Origin of the sequence: Sphingobium sp. Z007 (assembly GCF_900013425.1) — a bacterium.
GTDB lineage: Bacteria > Pseudomonadota > Alphaproteobacteria > Sphingomonadales > Sphingomonadaceae > Sphingobium.
On sequence record NZ_FBXK01000002.1, the window covers coordinates 29,706 to 55,111 of the forward strand.

26 protein-coding genes and 4 pseudogenes are annotated in these 25,406 nt (G+C 61.4%); 21 read left to right on the forward strand and 9 right to left on the reverse strand.

Features of this window, described 5'->3' with window-relative positions; translation table 11 throughout:
- Nucleotides 1-159 precede the first annotated feature (159 nt).
- Nucleotides 160-1,297, forward strand: a pseudogene (locus CEQ44_RS05440) (IS3 family transposase).
- 309 nt (nucleotides 1,298-1,606) lie between these two features.
- The gene (locus CEQ44_RS05445) at nucleotides 1,607-2,032 is read left to right on the forward strand and encodes a nuclear transport factor 2 family protein (protein ID WP_249042064.1); all 426 of its coding nucleotides are present in this window, start codon (nucleotides 1,607-1,609) and stop codon (nucleotides 2,030-2,032) included.
- A gap of 301 nt (nucleotides 2,033-2,333) precedes the next feature.
- Here CEQ44_RS05445 and CEQ44_RS05455 read toward each other — a convergent pair whose 3' ends face one another.
- Nucleotides 2,334-2,783 (reverse strand): flagellar hook-basal body complex protein FliE, encoded by a 450-nt coding sequence (locus CEQ44_RS05455; protein ID WP_037472259.1) that lies wholly within the window; start codon nucleotides 2,781-2,783, stop codon nucleotides 2,334-2,336.
- A 533-nt stretch (nucleotides 2,784-3,316) separates the two neighbouring features.
- Here CEQ44_RS05455 and CEQ44_RS05460 point away from each other — a divergent pair.
- Together CEQ44_RS05460 and CEQ44_RS05465 are read left to right on the forward strand one after the other, a co-directional pair.
- Nucleotides 3,317-3,883 carry a hypothetical protein gene (locus tag CEQ44_RS05460; protein ID WP_052027594.1) on the forward strand — a complete coding sequence of 189 codons (567 nt, stop codon included), beginning with the start codon at nucleotides 3,317-3,319 and terminating at the stop codon, nucleotides 3,881-3,883.
- Complete coding sequence (locus tag CEQ44_RS05465; RefSeq protein WP_088181955.1) at nucleotides 3,880-5,079, forward strand: carboxylate--amine ligase; 1,200 nt, start codon at nucleotides 3,880-3,882, stop codon at nucleotides 5,077-5,079. Before CEQ44_RS05460 ends, CEQ44_RS05465 begins: the two co-directional genes overlap by 4 nt.
- A 394-nt stretch (nucleotides 5,080-5,473) precedes the next feature.
- On the opposite strand, the gene istB is transcribed toward CEQ44_RS05465, so the two are convergent.
- The 4 genes and pseudogenes from istB to CEQ44_RS24285 all read right to left on the reverse strand — a co-directional run bounded on the left by istB (nucleotide 5,474) and on the right by CEQ44_RS24285 (nucleotide 8,671).
- On the reverse strand, nucleotides 5,474-6,283 hold the full coding sequence (istB, locus tag CEQ44_RS05470; RefSeq protein ID WP_020818758.1) for an IS21-like element helper ATPase IstB: 810 nt from the start codon (nucleotides 6,281-6,283) through the stop codon (nucleotides 5,474-5,476).
- Complete coding sequence (istA, locus tag CEQ44_RS05475; RefSeq protein ID WP_167331044.1) at nucleotides 6,283-7,746, reverse strand: IS21 family transposase; 1,464 nt, start codon at nucleotides 7,744-7,746, stop codon at nucleotides 6,283-6,285. The genes istB and istA overlap by 1 nt, the downstream gene beginning before the upstream one ends.
- Before the next feature lie 386 nt (nucleotides 7,747-8,132).
- Nucleotides 8,133-8,357, reverse strand: a pseudogene (locus tag CEQ44_RS05480) (transposase domain-containing protein); the annotation flags it as partial.
- Entirely contained in the window at nucleotides 8,285-8,671 is a 387-nt protein-coding gene (locus tag CEQ44_RS24285; RefSeq protein ID WP_170271945.1) for a hypothetical protein, read from the reverse strand. The pseudogene CEQ44_RS05480 and the gene CEQ44_RS24285, both read right to left, overlap by 73 nt.
- On the opposite strand from CEQ44_RS24285, the gene CEQ44_RS23905 reads away from it, so the two are divergent.
- Nucleotides 8,670-8,855 (forward strand): hypothetical protein, encoded by a 186-nt coding sequence (locus tag CEQ44_RS23905; RefSeq protein ID WP_130753559.1) that lies wholly within the window; start codon nucleotides 8,670-8,672, stop codon nucleotides 8,853-8,855. The two genes, CEQ44_RS24285 and CEQ44_RS23905, sit on opposite strands and share 2 nt — an antisense overlap.
- A pseudogene (locus CEQ44_RS05485) lies at nucleotides 8,842-9,558 on the forward strand (recombinase family protein); the annotation flags it as partial. The gene CEQ44_RS23905 and the pseudogene CEQ44_RS05485, both read left to right, overlap by 14 nt.
- Before the next feature lie 237 nt (nucleotides 9,559-9,795).
- Here CEQ44_RS05485 and CEQ44_RS24905 read toward each other — a convergent pair.
- From CEQ44_RS24905 to CEQ44_RS05500, 4 genes and pseudogenes are all read right to left on the reverse strand, one after another.
- On the reverse strand, nucleotides 9,796-10,185 hold the full coding sequence (locus CEQ44_RS24905; RefSeq protein WP_239019128.1) for a hypothetical protein: 390 nt from the start codon (nucleotides 10,183-10,185) through the stop codon (nucleotides 9,796-9,798).
- Nucleotides 10,186-10,219: 34 nt separating this feature from the next.
- Nucleotides 10,220-10,363, reverse strand: coding sequence for a hypothetical protein (locus CEQ44_RS24910; protein ID WP_239019129.1), 144 nt, complete (start codon nucleotides 10,361-10,363; stop codon nucleotides 10,220-10,222).
- 245 nt (nucleotides 10,364-10,608) lie between these two features.
- Nucleotides 10,609-12,026 (reverse strand): annotated as a pseudogene (locus CEQ44_RS05495) (ISNCY family transposase).
- A 159-nt stretch (nucleotides 12,027-12,185) separates the two neighbouring features.
- Nucleotides 12,186-12,752 carry a hypothetical protein gene (locus CEQ44_RS05500; RefSeq protein WP_088185274.1) on the reverse strand — a complete coding sequence of 189 codons (567 nt, stop codon included), beginning with the start codon at nucleotides 12,750-12,752 and terminating at the stop codon, nucleotides 12,186-12,188.
- Between the two features lie 263 nt (nucleotides 12,753-13,015).
- On the opposite strand from CEQ44_RS05500, the gene CEQ44_RS05505 reads away from it, so the two are divergent.
- The 15 genes from CEQ44_RS05505 to virB10 all read left to right on the forward strand — a co-directional run bounded on the left by CEQ44_RS05505 (nucleotide 13,016) and on the right by virB10 (nucleotide 25,405).
- The gene (locus tag CEQ44_RS05505) at nucleotides 13,016-13,774 is read left to right on the forward strand and encodes an autoinducer binding domain-containing protein (RefSeq protein ID WP_088185273.1); all 759 of its coding nucleotides are present in this window, start codon (nucleotides 13,016-13,018) and stop codon (nucleotides 13,772-13,774) included.
- A gap of 18 nt (nucleotides 13,775-13,792) precedes the next feature.
- Nucleotides 13,793-14,539 (forward strand): LuxR family transcriptional regulator, encoded by a 747-nt coding sequence (locus tag CEQ44_RS05510; protein WP_088185272.1) that lies wholly within the window; start codon nucleotides 13,793-13,795, stop codon nucleotides 14,537-14,539.
- A gap of 65 nt (nucleotides 14,540-14,604) precedes the next feature.
- Complete coding sequence (locus tag CEQ44_RS05515; protein ID WP_254913952.1) at nucleotides 14,605-15,234, forward strand: acyl-homoserine-lactone synthase; 630 nt, start codon at nucleotides 14,605-14,607, stop codon at nucleotides 15,232-15,234.
- Between the two features lie 17 nt (nucleotides 15,235-15,251).
- Complete coding sequence (locus CEQ44_RS05520) at nucleotides 15,252-16,160, forward strand: phytanoyl-CoA dioxygenase family protein (protein WP_170271948.1); 909 nt, start codon at nucleotides 15,252-15,254, stop codon at nucleotides 16,158-16,160.
- A 130-nt stretch (nucleotides 16,161-16,290) separates the two neighbouring features.
- Complete coding sequence (locus CEQ44_RS05525) at nucleotides 16,291-16,653, forward strand: hypothetical protein (RefSeq protein ID WP_088185271.1); 363 nt, start codon at nucleotides 16,291-16,293, stop codon at nucleotides 16,651-16,653.
- The gene (locus CEQ44_RS05530) at nucleotides 16,650-17,324 is read left to right on the forward strand and encodes a lytic transglycosylase domain-containing protein (protein ID WP_088185270.1); all 675 of its coding nucleotides are present in this window, start codon (nucleotides 16,650-16,652) and stop codon (nucleotides 17,322-17,324) included. The genes CEQ44_RS05525 and CEQ44_RS05530 overlap by 4 nt, the downstream gene beginning before the upstream one ends.
- On the forward strand, nucleotides 17,321-17,662 hold the full coding sequence (locus tag CEQ44_RS05535; protein ID WP_008831138.1) for a TrbC/VirB2 family protein: 342 nt from the start codon (nucleotides 17,321-17,323) through the stop codon (nucleotides 17,660-17,662). Before CEQ44_RS05530 ends, CEQ44_RS05535 begins: the two co-directional genes overlap by 4 nt.
- A gap of 10 nt (nucleotides 17,663-17,672) precedes the next feature.
- Nucleotides 17,673-18,008, forward strand: coding sequence for a type IV secretion system protein VirB3 (locus tag CEQ44_RS05540; RefSeq protein WP_008831139.1), 336 nt, complete (start codon nucleotides 17,673-17,675; stop codon nucleotides 18,006-18,008).
- On the forward strand, nucleotides 18,001-20,418 hold the full coding sequence (locus tag CEQ44_RS05545) for a VirB4 family type IV secretion/conjugal transfer ATPase (RefSeq protein WP_008831140.1): 2,418 nt from the start codon (nucleotides 18,001-18,003) through the stop codon (nucleotides 20,416-20,418). Before CEQ44_RS05540 ends, CEQ44_RS05545 begins: the two co-directional genes overlap by 8 nt.
- A gap of 4 nt (nucleotides 20,419-20,422) precedes the next feature.
- Entirely contained in the window at nucleotides 20,423-21,139 is a 717-nt protein-coding gene (locus tag CEQ44_RS05550) for a type IV secretion system protein (protein ID WP_008831141.1), read from the forward strand.
- Nucleotides 21,136-21,354, forward strand: coding sequence for an EexN family lipoprotein (locus CEQ44_RS05555; RefSeq protein ID WP_008831142.1), 219 nt, complete (start codon nucleotides 21,136-21,138; stop codon nucleotides 21,352-21,354). The genes CEQ44_RS05550 and CEQ44_RS05555 overlap by 4 nt, the downstream gene beginning before the upstream one ends.
- 14 nt (nucleotides 21,355-21,368) lie before the next feature.
- Nucleotides 21,369-22,313 carry a type IV secretion system protein gene (locus CEQ44_RS05560; RefSeq protein ID WP_088185269.1) on the forward strand — a complete coding sequence of 315 codons (945 nt, stop codon included), beginning with the start codon at nucleotides 21,369-21,371 and terminating at the stop codon, nucleotides 22,311-22,313.
- A gap of 334 nt (nucleotides 22,314-22,647) precedes the next feature.
- A complete protein-coding gene (locus CEQ44_RS05570; RefSeq protein ID WP_008830727.1) occupies nucleotides 22,648-23,337 on the forward strand; it encodes a virB8 family protein in 690 nt (229 codons plus the stop codon).
- Nucleotides 23,334-24,191 carry a P-type conjugative transfer protein VirB9 gene (gene virB9, locus CEQ44_RS05575; RefSeq protein ID WP_008830726.1) on the forward strand — a complete coding sequence of 286 codons (858 nt, stop codon included), beginning with the start codon at nucleotides 23,334-23,336 and terminating at the stop codon, nucleotides 24,189-24,191. Before CEQ44_RS05570 ends, virB9 begins: the two co-directional genes overlap by 4 nt.
- A gap of 5 nt (nucleotides 24,192-24,196) precedes the next feature.
- Nucleotides 24,197-25,405 (forward strand): type IV secretion system protein VirB10, encoded by a 1,209-nt coding sequence (gene virB10, locus CEQ44_RS05580; RefSeq protein ID WP_008830725.1) that lies wholly within the window; start codon nucleotides 24,197-24,199, stop codon nucleotides 25,403-25,405.
- The last annotated feature ends 1 nt before the right edge of the window (nucleotide 25,406 follow it).

A 25,406-nucleotide genomic window follows, 5' to 3' on the forward strand; every position in this document is an offset into this window, starting at 1 on the left:
CGCATAAAGCGGTCGTTTTCTGAACAGGGACGGCCGAGGGCGCGTCTTCACCGAGGACGCGCCTTTGACTGATCAGAGGTGGCCTGGCAAAACTGCACATCGGGATAAGTGGATTTTCTGCCTGCCGGCGGCCAGGATGGCCGCGTGACTGGAGTAGAGATGAGCAAACGACCACGCCGGAATCACAGCCCGGCATTCAAAGCGAAGGTGGCATTGGCCGCCGTGAAGGGCGAGAAGACGCTGGCGGAGCTGGCGCAGCAGTTTGACGTGCATCCGAACCAGATCACGCAATGGCGCGGGCAGCTTCTGGAAGGGGCTGCCGGTGTATTCGGGAGCGAGACGCGGAGCGAGGCTGCCGAGCCAGTGATCGACGTAAAGACGCTGCACGCCAAAATCGGTGAACTGACGTTGGTGAACGATTTTTTGTCAGGGGCGCTCGGGAAGGCGGGACTGTTGCCGAGCGCAAAACGATGATCGACCGTTCGCACGCACTGCCGTTGGCGCGGCAAGCCCGGGAGCTTGGGATCAGCCGGGGCAGCATTTATTATCTGCCCAGACCGGTGCCGCCTGCCGATCTCGCCATCATGCGGCGGATCGACGAACTGCACCTGGAGTTTCCATTCGCCGGGAGCCGGATGCTGCGCGACCTGCTCCGGCAGGAGGGCTTCAAGATCGGCCGCCAGCATGTTGGCACGCTGATGAAGACGATGGCGATTGAGGCGATCTACCGCCGCCCGAGCACATCGAAGCCCGCGCTGGGGCACAAGATCTATCCCTATTTGCTGCGCAAGCTGGCGATCGTGCGTCCCAACCAAGTCTTGGCGACCGACATCAGTTACATTCCGATGGCGAGGGGCTTTGTATATCTCGTTGCCATCGTGGACTGGTTCAGCCGCAACGTTCTGGCCTGGCGGGTGTCGATCACGATGGAAGCCGATTTTTGTGTTGAGGCTCTGGAAGAAGCACTGGCGCGCTTCGGCAAACCGGAGATTTTCAATACAGATCAGGGCAGCCAATTCACGAGCATGGCCTTCACCAGCGTGCTGCTCCGAGAAAAAATCGCCATAAGCATGGACGGCAGGGGCGCGTGGCGCGACAATGTCGTTGTCGAGCGCCTGTGGCGCTCAGTCAAATATGAGGAGGTTTACCTCCGGGCCTACGGCGGGTCAGCGAAGCCCGCGCGTCGATCGGTCGTTATCTGAACTTTTACAATGGAAGGAGGCCACATTCGAGCCTCGCCGCCAGGACGCCGGATCAGGCGTATTTTGACAACCTGCCGGTAATGATGGCAGCATGAATTTGGCAACCGATACGGGGCGTCACTCCGATCGGGCTACGCCCTCCCTGCATGACGCCCCGTATTGGCAAGGCAAGGAACCCGGCAGACGATCCACTTAACCATTGCCGATCCCTGTTCAGACAAACCCGGCCACCTCTCTTACCTCTCTTGTTCAGGTAGCAGGATTTGCTTGGTTTGATAATACTAGCGATATCGGTACAAGAATTCCTGAGGGCACCTTATGAATGGTGGCCTCAACCATCTTGCGGTATCAAAGGGGGAAACATGATTTTGGTATTGAGAGTAGCAGTAGCCACAGCGTTGGCCATGCCGATCGCAGTCACCGCGCAGCCTGAGCGAGTCGCGGATACAGGGGCCGTGGAGGCGGTGCTGTCACAGTACAAGGCGGCGATCAAGAAGCTCGACGCAAAGGGTACCGAGGATCTCTTCGCGGTCGACTCGCAGATATTCGAAACGGGTGGCTACGAGGGAACCTACACAACATACCTTGCCCATCATCTTGCGCCAGAGCTGGCGGCGTTCAAGTCGTTCACATTTTCTGACTACAAGGTCAGCGTTCGCTTTGAGGGACCGGTTGCACTCGCTACTGAGACCTACCGCTATCGGATCGAACCCAAGAACGGAGCCGTTGCCGAGCGTATTGGCGTCGCGACCAGCGTCTTAACGCGCGTGGGAAATAGCTGGAAAATCGTCAGCATGCACAATAGCGGTCGCAAGCCGAAAGGCTCCTGATCGGTCTGTGGCCGCTACTGCTTCTTCGCTGGATTTGGCGTAGGCGAGTGCGCTGTCGCGTTTGTAGAGTTCGTCGGGTGATCGTGCTCCGCTATGCCGGCATAATGGTTCATCTGATCCTCGGAGATGTCCGACGTTTTTTCGCTGCTGCCACAAGCCGTTACGGCTAGGGATAACAGAAACATGGCCGCGATAAGCGCCCTCGATCTTCTCATAACATAATACCCTTCGATGCCGAGCTGAACCATCATAGCTGATCCGGTGCTTGACTTGCTTACAATGATACGGTCGACAGCTTGCGCTAGACCGGCATGCTCATGATGTCCTTATACGCGGAAAGCAACCTATTGCGAACCTGCAGCGTCGCTTCGAAGGCGATCGACGACTCCTGCCGCGCGAGCATGACCTTTGCAATATCGACCTCTTCGCCGCGCTCATAGGCGACTGTCAACTGGCCGGCGCGAGCGTTGATGTCATTAATCTTTTGAAGCTGTGTTTGCAGTGTAGAGGTAAAGCCGCCTGGTTCCGTGCGTTCAGTCCCCAAAATCCTTTGGTTTGAGCCAGGGCCTGCAAGCGAGTCTGCACCGTCCGCCTTTCCAAGCACGGTATCCATCGCTGCTTCGAATTTTGCTCCCGCACCCCCGGGGCTACCAACAGAACCCGCGCTGCTTGCTACATTTCGAAGCGCCGCATTCCTGTCGAGGATGGCGCTTCGCATAGCCAAGAGGTCGTTGATGGAGATGCTGCTCATGTTCACCCCGGTGCGATTTTTAGCATTGCCATATAATGGCATCGCAAGCGTTAGAGGATAGTTAACGACGCTTAGGAATGATTGCTTGATCGTAAAAGCCGCGTGCCGATTCTCATAGGTTGTCCACCGTCAGCACCAATGGCACAGATTTGAGGTTGTGAATTAAGGAGGGTTGGGGCTTCGTCTTAATGACGAAGGAACGAAGATGAAGTCCAAACCCTCCTTGAAAAAATCGTCGCTGAAGGCCCCCTGTCCGCGATTTAGTGAAATATCTGTCCGGGATTTTCCGAAACACGCAGATCAAGCGACAGACCCTCGAGCATCGGCGCTTGCAGCACCGTAAGCTCGCCGCCTAAACATCAACCCCTGACGAGGCCCGCACTCCGCTAATTTACGCCGCGAGTTGCACCAAATGTTCTGACGACGGACAGACCGGCTATCGAATTTGTCGATGCACACCCGAACGTGATTCAACATCAGTGCGCCTTGGTATTGGCTAACAATTGGTAAGGCTATGATGCTATGCCCGGCGGATGACGCGCGCGCCCACTACGATCGACACGGCATTGCCCGCCAGCCGGCTGGCAACGGAAATCACGGCGGACAAGAATTTGCGGCTGTCCGTCACCGGCGAGCATGGAGTCGGCTGGCTGATGAAAAGGATGGAAGCGCGCGGGATCACGAGCATGTTCTTCGATCCCATGCCCGGCGTCGTCCGTGGCCCCGATCGTGTGACGCGGATGCTCGAGCCGATCATGGCGCGTGGGCATGGGGTACAGGTGCATTTCCACACCGAACGGCTGGAATGGTTTTCCGACTCGCCCGTAGACGGATGCCTAGGACGGCATATAGGCGATTTCGCGCTAGAGGGTCTGACGTTGCTGACCGGAAGGGCGCAGAATGCGCTGATCGAGGCGGAGGCGGCCGCAGGCCTGCGGTTCGCGGCCAGTCAAGGGCAGCATAGCTTCGTCGTGGCGACCCATAGTTTCGAGATGCTGTCGCATGACCGGCTCGCGCCCAGCCGGGTCCGCACGGACCCACGCATGGTTCAGCTGGCGTGGGCGGCAATCCGCTATGAAAATGCGCTGCAGTTCGCATGACCTTGCCCGTTGCCATCGTTCTGGGCGTGGACAGCGCCATCGGGCTTACGGTCGTGCGCGAGCTTGGCCGCCTTGGCGTGCCGGTTGTCGCCATCGGCAGGAGCGTAAAGGCGATCGGGCGCTATTCGCGACACACCGCGCGCTTCGTCGTGCGGCCTAGGGCGCGCGATCTGGCCGACTGGTTGCCCAAGGTGATTCGAGAAACGGGCGCGGCGGTGCTGCTGGCGATCAGCGAGGGCGATCTGATCGCGCTCGCTGATCTGCCGGAGGTTATCGAAGGCTGCCGCATCCTGACCCCGCGCGCCGACCGGCTGGCGGTGGTGCTCGATAAGACGCGCACGCTGGAAGCGGCTGCAGCTGTGGGGATCGCCGGCCCGCCAAGCTGGCAGCCGCTGACGGGTGAGGATTTCGCCGCGAAGGCCGCGACTCTGCCCTATCCTGCCATCCTGAAATGGAGCGATCCGCCCGCGATGTGGGCCGCGCTCGATGCGGCGGGCCTGCCGTTCGAGAAGATTGCCTACGCGACCGACGCCACCGACCTGCTGGCGAAGCTGGTACCCTATGATGCGCTGGCGGTGTGGCCGCTAGTGCAGGGCTGGTGCGGCGGTTACGGCTTCGGGCAGATGCTGATGATGGCGGGCGGGGAGGCTCGGCTGCGCTTCCAGCATCGCCGACTGCGCGAATTTCCCGCGAGCGGCGGCGTGTCCACCCTGTGCGCAACCGTTCCCCTGTCGGACCATCGCGCACAGATGGCGAAGTCCGAGGCACTGCTGCGTTATATCGGTTGGGAAGGGCCAGCGATGGTGGAATATCGCCATGATCCTGCGACGGGTACTTACTGGCTAATGGAGATCAACGGTCGCTTTTGGGGCAGTTTGCCGCTGGCCAGCCAGGCGGGGGCGCAATTCGCCTGGGAACAGTATCGCGCGGCGGTGCCCGAAGCTGGCGATGCCGCGCCGCCTCTCTATAGCAATCGCCGCGCCCGCTACGCGATCCCGGATGCCAAGCGGCTCGTACAGATATTGCGCGCACCCGCTGCCGTGTCCGTGCCGGGGCAGAGGCCACCGAGCCGTCTGCGGGAGAGCATCGCCTTTGCGGTGGAGTATCTCCATCCGCGCACCGGCTATTATGTGTGGGACTGGCGCGACCCGATGCCGCTGGTCGGTGACATCATTAGGATTTTGCGGGGACAGTAAGCATGAATCTTCCCCTGCAAGTGGAGAATTTATGCTTGAACAGTCCTCTCGATCAGCCCGCCGCCCAGCATGGGCCGTGTCCACGGGGTTCTCTAATCGCCACCGTCAACAGCTGATCCTTAGCGTTTCAGCGGGTGTAGCGCGACGATTACGGAGTCCGGTCGGCGTCAATTTTGATGGCCGATAGGTGGCCGCGCCGGTTGGTGAATTCTGGCTACCATTTGCTGTTGCGAGGAGCAACCGTCGAGCGACAATTACGACGCTGGGTAATTGTCGCTGGCGCTGGCCGGAAGCGAGGGTTTGAAGCGCATGGGATGGTTGGCATGTAATTGCCGCTGGCGACAATTACCCGTTGCCTCAGCAAGGGTGCTCCCGAGCGCGAAGCCAGCGACAATTATGATGGCCGGTCCGGGGCGCCATTGGGCGGGTCGTAATCGCCGGCGTTGATGCGGGCGACGGCGGAACGCTTGCGGTAGCTTTCGCCGTTCATCTCGATGATGGTCGAGTGGTGCACGAGGCGGTCGATCGCGGCGACAGCCATGGCGGGATCAGGGAAGACGTTGTCCCATGCCGAAAATGGCTGGTTGGCGGTAATGGCGAGCGAGTGGCGTTCGTAGCGGTGGGCGATGAGCTCGAACAAGGCGCTGGTTTCGACCTGGTCCTTGCGGACGTAGGACAGATCGTCGAGCACGATGAGATCGAACTTGTCGAGCTTGTCGAGCATGGCGGGCAAGCTGAGGTCGCGGCGCGCGGACTGGAGCTTCTGGACCATGTCGGTGGTGGAGCAGAACAGGACGCGCCGCCCCGTGTCGATGAGGGCATGGCCAATGGCGGCAACTGCGTGCGTCTTGCCGGTCCCGCTCTGGCCGAACAGCAGCAGGTTGCCGCCGTTCTCGATCCAGTCGTCACCGGCGGCGAGGGACAAGAGGTGCGGTTTGCGGATGCCGGGGGCGGCGTCGAAATCGAAGGTGGCGAAGGTCTTGCCTGCGGGCAAGCCGGACTGGTCGCGATGGCGCTGGATGCGCCGGGAGGAGCGATCAGCCATCTCGATCTCGAGAAGCGAGGCCAGCAGGTTGGCGGCCGGCCAGCCATCGCGATCGGCGGTGTCGGTGAGGTGCTTCCAGTTGCGGTTGATGCTCGGCAGGCGCAAGGCCTTCAGCAGGGTAGGCAGTACGGCGGCGGCCTGATCCTTGGTGCGGGTCATCAGTGCACCTCCCCGCTGGCGATCAGGCTGTTGTAGCTGTGCAGATCGGGTGGCGGGATAGCGACATCGCGCTGCGATCTTGCGGTTGGCAGGAACTCGTCCCTGAGCGCATCGACATCGGGCAAGCGCCCGCTGTCGAGAGCCTCATCGATCCGCCGGGCCAGCACGTCGACACAGTCGCCCCTGGCGGCGATATCGAGCAGCGCGACGGCATCGCGGCAGGCCTGCCGTCCATCGAGTTGGGCATCGAAGGCTTGCCAGGCCCGCCGGTAGGCGTGATCGGGGAAGAGGGCTTCGCGGTAGACGAGGTTGCGCAGTGCACCGGGCTTGCGGCGCAGGTTACCGATCATGTGCCGGAAATCGATGCTATGCCCCCGGTGGGGATGACTGATCCGCACACGCGGCGTGGACATTACCCTGTCCGGACCGAGGAAGAGCTCGATGCGATCGTCAAAGAGATGCGCGTTGAGGCGCCGTCCGACGAGGCGGGAAGGCACCGAATAGGTAACCCGATCGATGGCGACGGTGCCGTTGCGGGTGACATCGACGGTGACCATGGCGAAATCGGTGGTTCGCCTTGCGGGCAGCGCCTTGAGTACCCTGCGTTCTGCATCGATGCGCGCAGCATGTCGCCGGTTCTGTCTGGCGACCTGCGCCTCAACGAACTCGCGCCAGGCCTCGATGCTGACGAAATCGCGGCTGCCCCGCCGGCGTAAGGCCTGATCGAGCCGTCGCTTGAGATGGGCATGGGGACCTTCGATCGATCCGTTCTCGTGCGCCTCGCCGCGGTTGTTGCGGGTAGCAAGCATGCCGTAATGACGACACAGCTCGTCATAGCTTCGGGTGAAATCCCGCTGCGCATCGGCGTTGAGGTTTTTGTAGGCGGCTGACAGGGAATCGCTGCGGTGTTCGGCCGGCGCACCGCCCAGCTTCCACAACGCATCCTGCAGGTGCTCCGAAAGGGCGGCAAAGCTCTCCCCGCCCAGCACGACAGCCGCATGCTCCCAGCCACTCGCCGCCAAGCGGAAGTGGTAGAGGCGATAGGCCAGGGTCTCGCCGGCAACAGTGACCTTGAGACTGTCGCATACCGTGAAATCCGACAGGCCCTGCCGACCGGGCTCATGATGCTGCGGGAAGAAGATCTCCTTCTCGCCGCCGTGCAGTGCCCGCCAGCGGGCGATCCGGCGTTCCAGTGTTCGTCGTATCGCATCGGGAACAGCATCCTCGCCGAACTCGTCCTGGAGCGTCTCGAAGACCGTGACGGCAATGATACCGTCGATCTGGAGCAACTCCTCTATACGTGGCCAGAATGGCTCGAGCGGATCGGCGCGGGTGCGCCAGTGGCGCTCCTTCTTCTTCTGGGACGGAAGCTGCGGATCGTTCTCGATCCGGCGTGCGCTGCGTTCGCTGATACCGGCCTTGGCAGCCGCGACGGCCTGGGTGTGTTGGCGACGATGGGTCATGAAGAGAAATACCTGCTGATCGGAAATGTGGTGGCCCGGCATCGCAAACCCATCGCTCGTTGTTCGATGAGTGTTCCGATACCACCGCCCGCCACAGCCCCGATCTGCCCCCCGAAAGAAGGGGAAAAAGATCGCCACCGGTTGTCTGGTCCGCTCTCCGGTCGGGGCTGCGCCCCTCCCTACGATCAGACCAGACAACCGATCCTACCGGCCATCATAGTCGCCGCTCAACCGGCCATCGTAGTTGTCGCCGCGCAAGCGGGCGCGCCGGGCTCCAGGGTTCTCTCCGCGGTCGTCGCGCTGGACGCCGCATGCTGCCTGGTTGATGGCAATCCTCACCGTTGTTCTCGCCGGCAAGGGCGTAGGCATTCGGTGAAGGCCGCGGATCAGGCGGCTTTGCGTTGATCTTCGGCGGCGCACCAATTCCAGGGAAACAGTTCGTGGAGACGACTTTATGGGATGTCTGCGATCTGCGCGAGAACATCGGCGAGCCGAGCCTGAGGATCGATGTCGTTGAGCTTCGCCGTGCCAATGAGGGTCAACATGAAAGCGGTGCGCTGACCGCCGCGGTCTGACCCAGCGAAGAGCCATGATTTTCTGCCCAAGGCCATCGCAGGGTCATTCTGCCCATGTCGGGCAGATGGTAGAGTTTCATTATCGCTGGCATCCATATTACGGCGGTCGTTTTCGGCATGAAGGCCGCGAGGACCGGGCCAATGGCGCGATCATCCGGGTAGAGATCAGGCCGGGTGAGATCATCCAGGTCGCAGAGTGGATGCTGGACAGGGCGTTGTGCGCCGACATGGAGATGGGCGAACCGCGCGTTGCGGTGATTGGGCTTGTAGAGCTTCATGGACTGCTTACCGATCGCGGTTTCAGGCAGACTTCGACGGATGGACTCACGGCCATCCAGGAGGCGCGCCATGAAGGCACTACCACGACCCTCGTCGCTATCGATGCTGACCCAGCAGCTGAGCATGCCGCTCGATACGCCGCAGATGCGAGGCCTGAGCGAGGCGCAGCGAAGCGCCGTTGTTGCCAGGCTGGCGACCCTCTTGATGGCCGCAGCCGGCGTCGCGGCGAAGGAGGCCAGCGATGACGGGCAATGATCTCCTTCCAGTCACGGTGCTCAAGCGCAAAGCTGTGGTGTATGTCCGACAGTCGACCCCGGGTCAGGTCCAGAACAACCTGGAGAGCCAGCGCCGACAATATGAGCTTGTCGATGTTGCGCGACGCTGGGGATTTCACGATGTCGAGGTGATCGACGATGACCTTGGTCGGACCGCCAGCGGCACTGTCGACCGCCCCGGTTTCGAACGACTGGCCAGCGGCCTGTGCACGGGCAAGGTTGGCGCGGTGCTTTGCTTGGACGCATCGCGCCTTTACCGTAATGGCCGGGACTGGCACCACCTTTTGGAGCTGTGTGGCCTGGTTGAAGCGCGCGTGATCGATCTCGACGGGGTATACGATCCCTGTCGACCAAACGATCGATTGTTGTTGGGCATGAAGGGCAGCATCAGCGAGTTTGAGCTTGGCATTTTGCGAACACGCATGCTTGACGCGGCGCGCGCCAAGGCAAGGCGGGGAGAACTGCGCCTCAGTGTTCCGATCGGCTATATCTGGCACCGCGAATACGGCCTGGGGCTGGATCCCGATATCCGGGTACAGGAGGCGATCCGCCTCATCTTTTCGCGTTTCCGCGAGCTTGGCAGCGCCCGCCAGGTGCTGATTTCGCTGACAGCTGACAATTTCCATTTTCCCCGCCCTTCTGACGGGCGCAAAACGGTGTGCTTCGATTGGGTGCCGCTTCGCAGAAATAGCTCGTCATCGCGAGTTTCTTCTGAAGTGTCGCAAAGGCAGAAAATTCCGTTCCCCGGTCAAAGGTGATGCTCTGACGCGGGGAAAGGGGCAGCATGTGCAAGTGGTGCTGGATTCCCGACATGACGCCGGCAGAAAGCCGCCTGGGATTGCGGGCGACGACAGTAAACCGGCTGCGGCGCTCGACCAGCGAGGTGAGGTTGGCTTTGCCATATTCCAACCTGAAGGTCATCAGGCGCCTTCCCGATGACCAAAGCTCCTGCGATTACCGATTTCGGAAGGGCGTTTGCCAATGGTGTTGGCCAAGGGGATATGCAGACCGCGCGGCTTGCGCGCATAGCGTCGCCATCGGGATCGGCGGGCAACAGGCGGAAGGCGCCACAGGCCCTGGCTTCGTCCGTCCGGCCCATAGACGAACAGGTAGATGGTCTCATGACAGACGGCTTCACGAATACCGCGATGGCGTCGAAGATATCCCGCAATCTGCTCGGGCGAAGAAGCTGCTGACAAGCGGTCGGCGATATAGGCGGCAAGCTCGGGCTTTCGGGCAATCTTGCCACCACGCACCCGGCGCCTGTCGGCCATTGTTTGTGCGGCGGTCGGAAAATAGCCACGAAACATTGGCTCGTCATCGAGATGCCGGTTGCGCTTGAGGTCACGATAGATGGTCGAACGATGTCGCTGCAGCGCTGCAGCGCTGCAGCGCTGCTGAGATCTGCAGCACGGACCGTCCGGTTACAGCCAATTGATAAATCTGTCGCCGCTCGTCCAAACCCAGATGCTGATAGCCGTTCATCATGTTCCTTCCTGGAAAAGGGATCAAACCCCTATAAATCCTAGGATTTCGCACTTCGATCTAGAATCCACCCGCCAAAAGATTTGTTACTGCTGATTAGAGAAGACACTATCTCCGCTAGATAGAAATGACACCATTTATAGCAGCAGGGTCGGCGCGGAGCCATCGGCCTAGCGCAGCGCAGACCCTGCTGATACGCTGACCTTGGGGTGGTGAACCATGGACCCGCTGCTCTGCAGTGGGCCCGCTCATGTCTTCTGAACGAACCTGAGCGTGCCGCGTTCGCGCAACTCTGCATCGCTCAGCCTGGGACCGCGCTTGAGCTTCGAACCACCCAGTTTGCGGCGATCGATCTTCGTGGGTGGTTCTGGCTCGGGGAACATATGCATGGGCTGGTCACGGCGGGCAGGGGCGTCGTTGTTGCGCTTGCGGTGATGGGGCATGATCGCCTGCATCTGCTTTGCCAGCAGCAACGCCGCGTCCAGATGCTTGTTCTCGACAATGGCAGGCTGGTTCACCTGCCGCATCTTGTCGAACTGGCGATAGGGCAGGACATGGCCCTCATGCTCGATCTCCAGTCGGCCGTCGGGATATTCACAGACCGTCACCCGCTTGCGCGCCAGATTCAGGCTCACATCGTTCGGCTCCAGAATGAACATCGCCTTGTTGTAATGCAGCGTCAGCGCCGCCGTCACGGTCCGCTGCTCCCGCCAGACCATGATCGCGCGCAGATCGTCATGCGGGGCGAGGGGCGGTGCAGATCGCGGACATCGAAGGCGGGTCGGGCGAACCGCTCGTTGTGCCTGACCATATAGCTGTCGAGAAAGGCGTTGGCGTCCATGATCGACGAGATGCCTTCCAGGCGCATCGCTTTCACCAGACGATCCTGCAAGGTGGCATTGGCCCGTTCGACCCGGCCCTTGGCCTGCGGCGAGTTGGCGCAGATGATCTCGATGTTCAGAGCATCCAGCGCGCGGCCAAAATGCGTCATGCCGTCGCCACGAGCGGCGCTGGCCCGCGCGTTCCGGAAAACGCTGTGCTTATCGGAATAAAAGGCCACCGGCTTGCCGTGTTGCTCGATGTACGCCCGGGTCGCCTCCATATAGGCGAAGGTGCTCTCGCTCTCGACCATCCTGAGGTGCATCAACTCGCTGGTCGCGTCGTCGATATACACCAGCAGGGTGCATTGCGGCCCGCGATCTTCGAACCAGCAATGTTTTGAGCCGTCGATCTGGATCAGCTCGCCTCGGCAATCCCGGCGATAGCGAGGCTGATACGGGCGAGGGCGACGGGCCTGACAATCCTTCCAAAGACCGGCGTCCATCATCAACTTGCGCAGTGTCTCGCAGCCGATCCTGATGCCATGGCGCTCAGCCAGATACTCACGCGCCAATGTCGGTCCGAAATCCGCATAATGCTCCCGGACCAGCGCAACGACCTTTTCGCGGAAGGCATCGCTGTGCCGGCGGTTACCCGGGCGGCCGCGCTTGCGGGACATGAGGCCGGCGGCACCATCTTCGCGGAGCCGGCCCAGCAGCCGGAATATCTGCCGGCGCTTCAGTCCAAGCAGCGTCGCCGCATCCTCAATCCGAAGTTCGCCGCGCTCAACGCGCATCAGTGTATCAAATCTCGATAGCTCGCCTTGGCTCATCGCCAGCACCGTCATAGTCTGATCCTCCCGTGGGAAGACCATGAACACCGCGTTCGCCGCCAAGGCCAAAGAGTGTCATCTCTATCTAGCGGAGGGGTGTCATTTCTAAATGGCACCTACACGATTTAAGTTCGATAATAACGGTTATGTTAAATTCGGCCTAATTCCGGGGCGTCAGAACGCCAGTTCCGCCTGTCTTGGAACCGATCTCGGCTGTTCTTGTCGGTCGCCAATCAGACCGCGCGCGCACCCGGCCAGAACATAGACGGCTTGGCGCTGCGCACCGCGATTATAATGATCGACGCAATAGCCCTGATAGTGCCGCTTGAGCAAGCCAGCGCGCACGAGTTCGGATACCGCCCGGCTCACATTGGTTTTGCCCGACGCGCGCACTTGCTCACGGATGGCGTCGTCGACGATCACCGTGGCCTGATCGGCATCGGCTGGCAATGCGCCTGATATTGCCAGATCGCTTCGTATCCGCTCTTCCAGGGCAACGCGCCGGGGATCACGCTGGCCCATCGGGGTGAGCGCATCGCAAAGCCAGTCACGCAACGGAACGAGCCCGCCACCCTTTGCCACCAAGGGCCCGGCGCTGCCGTCGGAACGGGAAACCTGCGCAATTAGATTTAGCACCATGAAGGCGTAGCGCGGCCTAGACGAGGACCGCGCAAGCATCTCCAGCAAGGACGGCATATCCAGTTTCGGGCGGCCGTCGCCGATGATCGGAGCGTGCAACATAACAGGTCTGAATCAAGCACATATAGGGGGTTACGTGAATCCCCCTTCGCCGCCGATTTCATCATTTTGTCGGCTGTGACACTTTGCCCGGAGGTAAAGTGTCACGCGCGCCCCTTCATAATAACACCGGCCGATTCGTACGAAAGACGACCTGTGCCTTTCTTGCGGGGCGTTGGGCGCTCGATGCAGCCGGTCTTGTTTTTCAATGGCTTCGCCGAACGACGACTGGACGAAACAACACCCAAAATGCGAACCGTTCGCATATGGGTAGTCTCGAAGATGCTGGCCGCTTGGGCGATATCACCGCATTCGAAGCCGAATGCCGGGAGGCGACGACGCTCGATCAGCTCAAATCCTTGCTCGATGCGATTGTGCGCCAGTTTGGATTCCGCTGGTTCGCATTGGTGCACAATGTCGATTTGAAGCGGACCACCCGCAAAGCCCTGCTGATCACCACCTATCCGGTGCGCTGGATCGAGGAAGTGATGGATGCCCATCTCTATCTTGAAGATCCAGTCCACGCTGCCTGCGCCAAGACCGTGTCCGGGCTCACCTGGGATCGGATCGGGGATTACATCGCGCCCAATGCTCGCCAGCGTTCAATCCTGGAGCGGGGACGCGCGCACGGACTGGCGGCCGGGTTCACCATGCCGATCAGGATGCGCGACGAGCCCGACGCGATGTTCACCATGGCGCGTCAAGGCGATGACCAGATTTCAAGCCCGGACCTTCTCTCTGCCCGATTGATTGGCATGGTTGCGTTCGACCAGGCTCGAACCCTTCTTGGTCCAGATAAACTGGCAAACGTGCCGATAGCGCTCAGCCCGCGCCAGATCGACTGCATTGATCTGGTGGCACAGGGCAAGAGCGACTGGGAAATTGGACAGATTCTGGGTCTGAGCCGCGACACGGTGCACGAATATGTCGAAGGCGCGCGCCGACGTTATGGCGTCCGCCGTCGGACCCAACTTGTGCTTCGCGCTGTCCGCGACGGACATCTCAATATTGAGGCTCTCGTGTAGCAAGTAGATCGGCGGCTTATGATCACCCTCGCCGAAGTGCAGGCGTTCTGCACTGTGGCCCGCGCTGCTTCGACCCCTCACGCTCTCCTACAGGCTGTCGAAGAAATTACGGCAGCAATGGGTTTCCGCTATTTCGCGCTCGTGCATCACATCGACTTACTGAACCCCGGAAGCACAGCCGTTCGCCTTGTCAGCTATCCGAGAGATTGGGTTGATGCGTTCGAGGAGGGCCGACTGTACGCTGCTGACCCGATCCATCGTGCAAGCCATACGACGACCATAGGTTTCGCTTGGTCGAAGGTAGAGGCCATGATCTCACTCCATCCGCGGGACCACGCGGTATTGGCAGCGGCTCGATCTGCGGGCCTTGGCGACGGATTCACGATCCCTGCGCATGTCCCCGGCGAGGTAAACGGTTCCTGTTCCTTTGCCATGCGCGAGGGCGAGGATCTCAACGAAGAGCAACTACCGCTTGTCCAGCTTGTCGGCAGTTTCGCATTCGAAGCCGCACGCAAGATAGCGCGCGCCACGATAGCCCCCATCGCGGCCGCGCCGCAACTCACCGAGCGGCAAATCGAATGCGTCGCGCTGGTCGCGCGGGGTAAAACCGACTGGGAAATCGCCAAAATACTCGGAGTCGGTGCCGAAACCGTAACACAGCATCTCAAGGACGCACGTGATCGCTACGGCGTCACCAAACGCACGATGCTCGCCATTCGTGCGCTCTTCGACGGCGCCATTAGCTTCACCGATATTCTGCGCTGACGATCCCTCCCCAGTTCTGGGGATAACATAGATCATGACAAGCTGATCGAATGATCGCCTCACAAATGGAGGTGATCATGGTTATTACAGGAAATGGGATTGAACAGGCGCTGAGCGACCGCGTATTCAGATCGATGTTTGAAGAGCGTAAGCGTGTGTTCGTTGATCTACTTGGCTGGGACATTCCCGTTCTGGCCTGTCGCTACGAGATCGATCAATTCGATGATGATGAAGCCGTCTATATCGTCATCACCGATGACACCGGCGAGCATGCCGGGTCCGCCCGTCTGCTCCAGACCGACCGGCCGCACATCCTCGACACTATCTTCCCCAATCTGTGCGATGGCGTACCGCCAACGGGTCCGAATGTTCGCGAAATAACCCGCTTCTGCTTGGCGCGCCGCCTGAAGGCTCGCGAGCGGCTCGCCACCCGCAATCGCCTCGTCTCTGCCTTGGTCGAATACGCCCTTAGCAATGGTATCCTGACCTATACCGGCGTTGCCGAATGGGCTTGGTTCCAACAGATCCTCGCGTTCGGATGGGAATGCCTTCCGCTTGGATTGCTGGACAACAGCGATCCACGCGGCCTGTCGGCCATGCAGATCAATATTGGCCCGGATACCCCCAACCTCCTGAGTCAATCCGGCGTCTTCGCGCAGATCCATCTGATGGATCTTGATCGCGCCGCAGCATGAAATTCGGGAGACATCGCATGGCTACCAAGCCGCTACCTGTAGGCGAGATCGAGGCCCACGGGTCAATTTACGAAACACTCATGCGCGAAGGCTTCTGCGTGCTTCAAGACATCATGCCCCCCGATATTGTCCAGTTGCTGGCGAGAGATCTGGCTCCGCACTTCGAGGCAACGCCGTTTTGCGAAGGTGGATTCTACGGCAGCCGTACCAAGAGGTTCGGCAGTCTGCTCAAACGATCGAACCATGTGTCGGCGTTCATCCAGCATCCCCAGATCATGGCGATCGCGCAAGCTGTGCTCAGTCCGTGGTGCGACACAATCCAGCTCAATCTCGCTCAAGCTCTCGAGCTGCATCCCGGCGCACTGCCGCAATTTCCCCACCGCGATCAGGATATGTGGCGGGGCCAAACTGGCGAGGTCGAATATCTCCTTAACGTCATGTGGCCGTTCACCGAATATCGGCATGACAATGGCACGACCCTGATCTGGCCGCGCAGCCACGCCGCAAATGCGCTTACACCTGAACCTCCCGAGGATCCCGTGGCCGTGGAATGCAGTCCAGGATCTGCGATCATCTTCCTAGGCTCGACCCTTCATGGTGCTGGCGGCAACCAGTCGCCGGGTGTGCGTCAAGGCATGATCGTGAGCTATTGCCTCGGATGGCTGAAACCATATGAAAACCAGTGGTTGGTCTATCCACCCGAGGTAGCACGGACGTTCTCTCCAGATTTGGCCGCTTTGGTCGGATACCAGCAGCATCGGCCCAATTTGGGGAACTACGAGGGGCGATGCCCATCTCTTCTGCTGGGCGAGGAACGCTCCGAGCATCTCGGCGCGATCGATGCCTTACGTCCAGATCAAACGGCAGCACTTGAGGAATTTGTTGAAGAACAACGCCGGGTCCGAGCCGCATCGAGCGAAAACTGATTCCAGCGCGCTCCCCCCTTGTGGGGGGATTGCCCGAAAACGCCGGACCGGGTTCAAAAGAGAGGTGATTTTCAACGGAGAGTAGTCGGCGCATTTTTAATGCAGCGGCGCTGAAAAGCGGAGAAATCAGATGCAGCGCCTGCGCCTTGCCCTTGCCGTTCCGATCGTGGCGATGTCTGCCCAGGCGGCTCCTGCGGTCGCCAACGATCTAGGCTGCCAGGTTTTGCTTTGCCTCTCGAACCCGGGCGGCGCGACCCAGTACCCCGCCTGCGTGCCGCCTATGGTGAAGCTCTGGGAGCGTCTGGCATTAGGCGGTTCATTCCCTGGCTGCTCCGGTAGTGGCGTTGCGAAGACCAAGGTTCATGATCGCGATTCCGCTTCCCGGCGCCGGGTGGTGATGACGTTCACCGACGGGCGGCAGCAATCCTATTCGCTTGCAAATATCGAAAGCTTGCCAGCGTCACCCAGTGAACAAGGGACCACACCACAGTGATCCTCGAGCTCGCAACCGTGGTCGGACTGGCGCAGCAATGCGCGCCAACGGTTGCGGTCGAAACGCTTGTGTCGGTCGTCCACACCGAAAGTCATTTCAACCCCTACGCCATCGGCGTGAATGCGAAGGGCGTTGCCGCACCCAAACCCAGCGATCGGGCATCGGCCGCTGCAGCCGCGCGATCGCTGATCGCCCGCGGCTACAACATCGATCTGGGTCTGGGGCAAATCAACAGCGCAAACCTGAGGTGGCTCGGCCTGTCGGTCGAGGACGCCTTCGATCCCTGTCGCAATCTCGCCGCAGCCGCGCGCGTGCTGGCTTCCAACTATCTGAACGTTGTTCGCTCCAGCCCTTCTACAGAGGTGGCCATCGCGACCGCCATGTCGATGTACAATACGGGCAGTCGTTCGCGCGGGTTCGGAAATGGCTATGTCGGCCGTGTTTACGCATCTTCGAGTGTCGTCGTGCCAGCGATCAGGCGTCGAGCGATGCCAGAACCCGCCGCTTTGCCCGGGCCAGTGACGCCGGAACCCACAGTTAAGCAGCCTTCGGCGGGCGTTCGCTCGCCGCGCGTCCAAGAGGCATGGGACACCACTGCGGGGGCGCAGACGGCATCTTTGATGGTCTTTGGGGGGGCATCCAACAGTTCACCGAAAGGACAAGCCGAATGACTGCCTTAGCGAACAATTCCAAGATGTGGTTGACGCCGCGGAGGCGTACTTTCGCGCAATATCTGGCACTGTTTATTGCGGTCATTGCGGTGTCGCTCCTGCTCACCGATCCGGCCCATGCCCAAGCGGCCGACGGCGTCACGTCGATGGCCGAGAATATCAAGACCTGGCTGACCGGTACTTTTGCGAAAACGATCGCGGTGATCGCGGTCGTCATCGTGGGTTTCATGTTCTTCACCGGGCGGGCAAGCCTGGGGCTCCTGGTCACCGTCATCGTCGGCATCTTCATCGTGTTCAGCGCACAGTGGATCGTCGATACCATCACTGGCGGCGCGTGAGTGCGCTGGGATGGACGATGAAAAACTCAGGGAAGAAACGCTCTTCCTGGCCGTGACTCGGCCGACGATGTGGTTGGGCGTTCCGATCGAAGCATCGCTGCCCATCGCGCTGGCGGCGTGCCTGACGCTCATCGTCACCGGCAACCCGCTTTACGCTCTTGCGCTAGCCGGGGCCTTTCTGGCCATAGCCCGGCTGATCGTGCGGCACGACGCAAACGCCTTCCGCCTCTTGTGGCTCTGGACAACGACAAAGGCACGATGCCGCAACCGGGGATGGTGGGGCGGTAGCTCCTACTCGCCCCTGCCGATCGATGGGGCGAAACGCCGGGGCTTTGCGCATGGCTAGCCGGGCCAACTCGTTGGGCGGCGCTGCCGCGCGGACGCCGTGGCGGATCCTCAAGAATGAGGCGGACCCCGCGCGCTATCTCCCCTATGCGCGTCATATCGACGACAACATCATTGCGCTCGACGGGCGCGACCTCATGATGATGTTCAAGCTCGACGGCCTTGCATTCGAGACGGCCGACCCAATCCATCTCAACGACTGGCACGAAAAGCTCAACGGCACGTTGCGCAATATCGCCGACGACCGTCTGGCGATCTGGACGCATATCGTCCGCCGGCCGATCACGGACTATCCCGAAGGCAAGTTTCGCTCGGCCTTTGCGGCCGATCTCGATGCAAAATACCGCGCGCGGGTGACCGCCAAGCGCATGTTCGTCAACGAGCTCTACCTGACGCTCATCATGCGCCCGTCCGTTGGATCGGCTGATCGTACCGGCGTGCTCCTTCGACGTCTGGCATCGGCGCGCAAGGAGGGGGCCGAAGTCGACGAGGACGAGCTTGCGCGCTTCGAGGATAAGGCGCGTGACATCGAGAAGCTCCTCGCACGCTGCCGGCCCCGACGCCTCCACTTGTACGAGCATAATGGCCTGATGTTCTCGCAGCCGCTCGAGGTGCTTGAACTGGTGATGATGGGCCGCGCTGGCAGGGTGCCCTTGGTCCGAGGCCATCTCGGCTCCGCCATCTATGGGGAACGGGTAATCTTCGGCCGCGAGACGGTCGAGGTGCGGGCGCATGACACGAGCCGGTTCGTGGGCCTTTTCGGCATCCGCGAATATCCGGCGATGACGCGGCCGGGCCAGATGAATGCGCTCCTCAGCCAAGATTTCGCGTTCGTCGTGACACAGTCCTTCGCGTTCATGGGCAAAGCGCGGGCCTCGGAGCGGTTGCGCCGTCGCCAGAACCAGATGGCCTCGACCGAGGACGCCGCTGCGAGCCAGGCACTTGAGCTGGCCGACGCGGCCGACGATCTGCAGAGCAATCGCTTTGTCCTGGGCGAGCATCATTTCTCGCTCGCGGTCTTCGGTGAAAATCAAAAGCGCCTGGCCGAAAATCTCTCGACCGCCCGGGCGGCGCTCGCCGACGCTGGTCTGGTGGCCGCTCGGGAAGGTCCGGCGCTGGAGGCCGCCTTCTGGTCGCAGCTTCCTGGCAACTTCGCGTGGCGTGCGCGGCCAGCGGCGATCACGTCGCGCAATTTTGCCGCGCTCTCGCCGTTCCACACTTTCCCCGCCGGCAAGCCCGATGGCAATCACTGGGGTGCTGCGATCGCGTTGATGAAGACCGCGGCCCAGTCTCCCTTCTATTTCAATTTTCATGTGAACGATCTTGGCCACACACTGATCATCGGCCCGTCGGGCGGCGGCAAGACTGTCGTCCAGAATTTCCTGATGGCGCAGCTGGAGAAAACCGGCGCGCAGCAGATCTTCATCGACAAGGACCGAGGGGCCGAGATCTATGTGCGGTCATCCGGCGGCACCTATCTGGCGCTTCGCAATGGGGTGCCGACCGGGTTTGCGCCGCTGCGCGCGCTTGAGCAGACCCCTGGCAACATCGTCTTCCTCGGCCGCCTGATCCGACATTTGGTGACCCCCTCGGGCATCCAACTCGGCGTCACGCAGGAGCGGATGATCGACGAGGGCATCCTCTCGATCGGACGCCTTCCCCCGGAGGAGCGGTCCATCCTCGCGCTTCGTCAATTGCTCGGACAGCGCGATCCGGAAGGGATTGGCGCGCGGCTTGAGAAATGGTCGCGCGGCGGCGCACTGGGCTGGGTGTTCGACAATGACCGGGACGAGTTGACCCTCGAGGCCCGGTTCATCGGTTTCGACATGACGGATTTCCTCGACAATCCCGAGATCCGCACGCCGCTCATGATGTACATGTTCCACCGGATCGATGCCCTGCTCGATGGCCGTCGCCTCGTGATCGACATTGACGAGTTCTGGAAGGCGCTGGGCGATGATGCCTTCCGCGCCTTCGCGCAGGACGGCCTGAAGACCTACCGGAAGCAGAATGCCTTTCTGGTGTTCGGGACGCAAAGCCCCGCTGACGCTCTGCGATCGGACATCTCGCACAGCATCATGGAGCAGGTCGCTACCAAAATCCTCTTGCCCAACCCCCACGGCCGAGAGGTCGACTATATCGATGGGCTCGGCCTCACTCGCGCCGAGTTCAAGCTCATCAGAAACGATCTGATCCCCGAAAGCCGGCGGTTTCTGGTCAAGCAGGGTCACGATTCCATCGTGGTGGAACTTGATCTCGGCGGCCTGTCCGACGAGCTGGCCGTCCTCTCGGGCACCACCGAAACCGTCGGAATCCTCGATCAGGTTCGCCGCGAACATGGCGACGATCCCAGTCACTGGCTGCCCGTCTTTCACGAGCGCCGCCGCGCCACCACCAGAAGGAAAGGATAAGGTCATGAAAGCAATACGAGCGCTCGCGATTGTCGGCGGATTGGCAATCTCCGTGCCGGCCTTCGCGCAGGGCATCCCGGTCTATGATTCCAGCACGTTTCTGCAGACCCTCTCGACGGTGAAGAACACCCTGTCGATGATTGAACAGGGGAAGCAGCAAATTTCCCAAGCCACCGACATGTTCAACAGCGTCAACAAGCTGACGAACGTCAATCAGATTGCCTCTTCCCTGAACACCGACGCCGTTCGCCACCTCTTGCCGAGCGAGGCACGGGACATTCAGCGCCTCATGTCCTCTAACACGACGGGGCTCGGCAGCCTTGGCACGGCCGCAGACCGGATCCGCAGCAGCAACCGTGTCGAGCTTCCCGCGCTTCGCCCGGACGCTACCGCTTTCGAGCGTTCGAACCGCGATGCCATTTCTCGCAATGGCGACATGGCGGCGCGCGACGCGGCCATTGCCGAGGCAGCATATGGCGTCACCGCCCAGAGAACGACGGGTCTCGAGGAACTGCGTTCGTCGCTGGACACCGCGTCGGACGCGAAGGACGTGATGGATATCCAAGCCCGTGTTGGCGTGGAAAATGCACATATCCAGAACGATGCGGTCCAGCTTCAGGCGCTTCAGATGCGGCAGACCGCCGAGGCGAGACTGCGTTCGCAGCGAGATGACGAGACCGGCCTCGCCAAGCTTCAGCAGAGCCTGAGTAGCCGGCCGTGAAGGGGATCGCCGCGGCCCTCCCAGTTCTCGCGGCCACGTTCCTGAGTGGTTGCGGGCAGCCGATCGGCAAGGCGGACCTGAAGTCCGATCCCAAGTTACGCGCTGAGATCCTCGCCGCGTGCGCCAACGGCACCCACACCGATGCCCAGGAATGCAGCAACGCAAAGGACGTCGAGAACGCCGACAAGCTCGAGCGTTCGCTGGGTCACAAATAGGCGGGGAATTGGCCATGGCGTCCACACTCTTCGCGGATATCTACACCAACATCGACGGGAAGCTCGATCTCTTCCTGAACGAGCGTCTCAACAACGTCATTGATGTCGTGCGGGGACCGCTGGCGCTTGGCTTGGTCATCTACATCGCGCTGTTCGGCTATATGGTGATGCGCGGTATCGTCAGCGAGCCTTGGGGCGAGCTGGTGTACCGGATGGTGAAGCTCTGCCTCCTCTATGTTGCAGCCACAACCGTCGCCTACTCCGAGTGGATCACGAATCCGCTCTTTCATGGGATGCCGGACGCCATCTCACAGGCGCTGGCGGGCAAGACCATCACTAGCGTCGGTTCGGTGTTCGACGATTATTTTGGTCAGGTCGATTCCCTCGTTTTGATCATCCGAACCGAAGCCGCGACCTATCTCGACATTAATCCGTGGAAGCTCGTTCTGCTCACGCTGGCGGTGGCGATTTACGGATTGGCGGGCCTCTCCGCAGCAATCGGATTTGCGATAACCGTGTTCGCGAAGGTGGCGCTCGCCGTCGTGATCGCGCTTGGTCCGATCTTCATAGCGTTATCGCTCTTCGAAACCACGCGTCGCTTCTTCTACGGATGGCTCGGGCAGGTATTCAACTACATCGTCCTAATGGCGGTGATCATCGCCATCACGGCTCTGATCACCGATCTTGGTGCCACGGCGCTGACTGCGGCCGAAGGCACGCCGGACGTGACGATCGGCGCTGTCTTGTTTGCGGTCTACATCTTCCTTGGGACGATATTCTTCTTTCAGGCCCCGTCGATCGCGACCGGCATTGCGGGGGGCGCTGCGGCCGGCGTCGGCGCTTTTGCCGGCTCGGCCTGGGGGACCATGGCGGCACCGTTCCAGCAACGCCGCAGCGCTCGCAACAGTCGCAATCTCGAACGTGCCGCCCAGCGCGGTGGTTCGGTGAGGCGCGCATGAGGAAGGAAGACTCTTTGACGAGACCAACCACGATAGTCCGCGCGCTCCGGCGATCAGCCGTCGTCATCGCACTGATCCCGTCACTCGCCCAAGGGGCATCGGGGCCAAAGAAACTACCCGTCTGCAACGGCAAACATCTGCGCGAGGTGAACATCTACGGGAGCGTGCTGCCGGGTTCGCCGCTGCCGGCAATCGTCGCACCCCCTGCCCCGCCACCCGTGCCGCAGATCAAACAGCCAGTTGATGCCGGCACTCCGCCCCCGCCTGTTCCCGCCCCGCTTCCCGAGAAGACGTCCGCGCGCGCGACCCCCGGCACCTTTGGGAGTTGCTGATCATGCGGAACCAGACCGAAGGCGTGCCGGCAAAAGACGCTGAACTCTATTTCGGGCATGCCCGATCCTGGGATCAGGACCGTCAGCGCAAATCGTTACGATCCGAACGCATCGCCTGGGTCGTGGCCGGCCTGGGGCTGCTTGCCGCGACCGCGGAGGGCTTCGCACTCGCGGGCCTGGCCCCGCTGAAGACGGTCATGCCGTACATTATTCGCGTCAATCAAACGACAGGCGCGGTCGATGTGCAGACCACCCTCACCCAGAAACCGATGCGCTATGACGAGGCGGTCACGAAATTCTTCCTCGCGCAATATGTCCGGACACGGGAAAGCTGGTTGCCGGCGGCGGCCGAAGAGAATTTTCGCGCTGTCACAATCCTGTCCGAACCAGGCGAGCAACAGCGCTGGGGCCGGTTTTTCAGCTCGAACAACGCCGCGAGCCCACAGGTCGTCTGGGGCAAGGGTGCGGTCGTCCAGGCCCGCGTGCGCAATATCGCCTTCATCAACGATCGTGTGGCCAACGTCCGCTTCACGCGGACGGTGCAGACCGACACCGACACCCAGAGCAGCGACTGGATCGCGACCGTCACCTTCCGGTACACGAACGCGCCGTTGGCGGAGGGCGACCGCTATCGCAACCCATTGGGCTTCCAGGTCGAGAATTACCGCGCGGACCCCGAGGTAGTTCGATGAACCGCCTTCTCTCCATAGTGAGCCTGCTCGCCATTATAGCGACGCCCGCCCTGGCGGAGGACACCCCGCGCGGTGGGCCGGCGGATCCGCGCGTGAAGTTCGTCGAATATCAGGAGACCCAGGTCTACCGGATCGTCGGCACATTCCGGACGGCGACCCAGGTGGTGCTCGGCGCCGATGAGACGATCGAACACGTCGCGCTCGGCGACACCGTGTCATGGGAGGTGGCGGTTGCCGGTCATATCCTGTTTCTGAAACCCCGCGAGCGGGCGGGACCGACCAACCTCATCGTCACGACCAATCGCGGGGGCGAGCTGCGCAACTACGCTTTCGAGCTGACCGCGCGCCGGGGACCAATCGGCAGCGGGAGCCGTGACACATTCTTCCAGGTTCGGTTTCGCTACCCGCGCGATGAGGCCGATCGTGCTGCGCGCATGCGCGCCACCCAGGAGGCGCAGCGCGTCGCCGCGCTGCAGGCGAGTGCCGTTCGGGGAGCCCTTGACCACGGCGTCATCGATGGGCCGCGTAACCTGAACTACAAGGTCCAGGGTGCGAGTGACCTTCAGCCGTCGGAGATCTCCGACAATGGCCAGTTCACGGTCCTGCGCTTCCCCGGCAACCATGAAATCCCGGCGATCTATCTGGTGCGACCAGACGGCTCGGAGTCCTTGGTCCCGTTCGATGTCCGGGACGAGTTTGTGGTCGTCCACGCCGTGGCGGCTCAACTGCGCCTGCGCCGGAACCGGGAGGTGCTGTGCATCTATAATCTCGCGCCGACACCTTACGGCGTCGATCACGGCACCAACACCGCATCGCCGCATGTCGAGCGCACCATACAAGACCCGAAGGAGTGAGTGCGATGGACGAGACTTCGGCCGAGGCCCCTCGCCGCCCGCAGGGCGATCCAACACCTGAACGCGACGAAATCATCCGCGAGCGCGGCATCGACCCAATTGGAGGGATGACACCGGCAAAGCGGAATACCGCCCTGATCTTCGCCGGGACGGCGATGGTGCTCGGGATTTTGTGGGTGAACTCGGGACCGAGCAAGACCGGCTCGAGTTTGATGGGGAAGCCCGAAGCAATGGCCAAACGGCCGGATCTAGCGGCGCGCGAAACGGTCGCCTATGATGCTGTCGCAGCAAAACCCAAGCCGCTCGGCACCGTGAGTGCCGATCCCAACGCGCCTGTCCTCAATCCTCCGTCGACCGTTGGCCCCGATGGTCAAATCGTTCCGGCAATACAGCCCGGAGCGCAGCCAGCGGCGGCAGCGCAGAACACGCGTCAGAACCTGGCCGATCAGGCCCGTCGCTCAACATTGATCGCCTATGGCGGTCGCGATGCGGTCCAAGCACCAGCGGGTGCTAACGGTGCCGGCTCCGACACCGGCAATGCGGGCGCAGCTGGTGACGGCTCTACCGATCCAGCCGCCCGCAGCGCGCTCGATGCGCTTCGTCAGAGTTCGGCCGTTGGCGAGGCACGCGCCTCGATGCTGCCCAATCGCAACTATCTCGTCACCGCCGGCACGTTGATCCCCTGCATTCTGCAGACCGCCATGAATTCGGCGCAGCCCGGTTACACGTCGTGCCTGATCCCGCGCGACGTCTATTCGGAGAATGGCCGCGTCGTGCTGATGGAGAAGGGCACCAAAGTCCTTGGCGAATATCATGGTGGCATCCAGCAGGGCCAGAACCGCCTCTTCGTTCTCTGGACGCGGGCCGTCACGCCGCAGGGCGTGCGCATCGACCTGGCCTCTCCGGGGTCCGATGCGCTCGGGCGCGCAGGCATCGCCGGGTCCGTGGACACCTTCTTTTGGGCGCGCTTCGGCAGCGCGCTGCTGCTCTCGCTGGTCGACGACGCCGCCTATATCGCCGGACAGTCCGTCTCCGGCGGGAGCAACAACTTCAACAACACGACGCGCACGCCGAGCGAGGGGGCGAGCATCGCACTCCAGAACAGCATCAACATCCGGCCGGTGCTGAAGAAGAATCAGGGCGAGGAGGTTGGGATCTTCGTCGCAAAGGACTTCAATTTCGCCGACGTCTATAATCTCGAGTTACGGCGCTGAG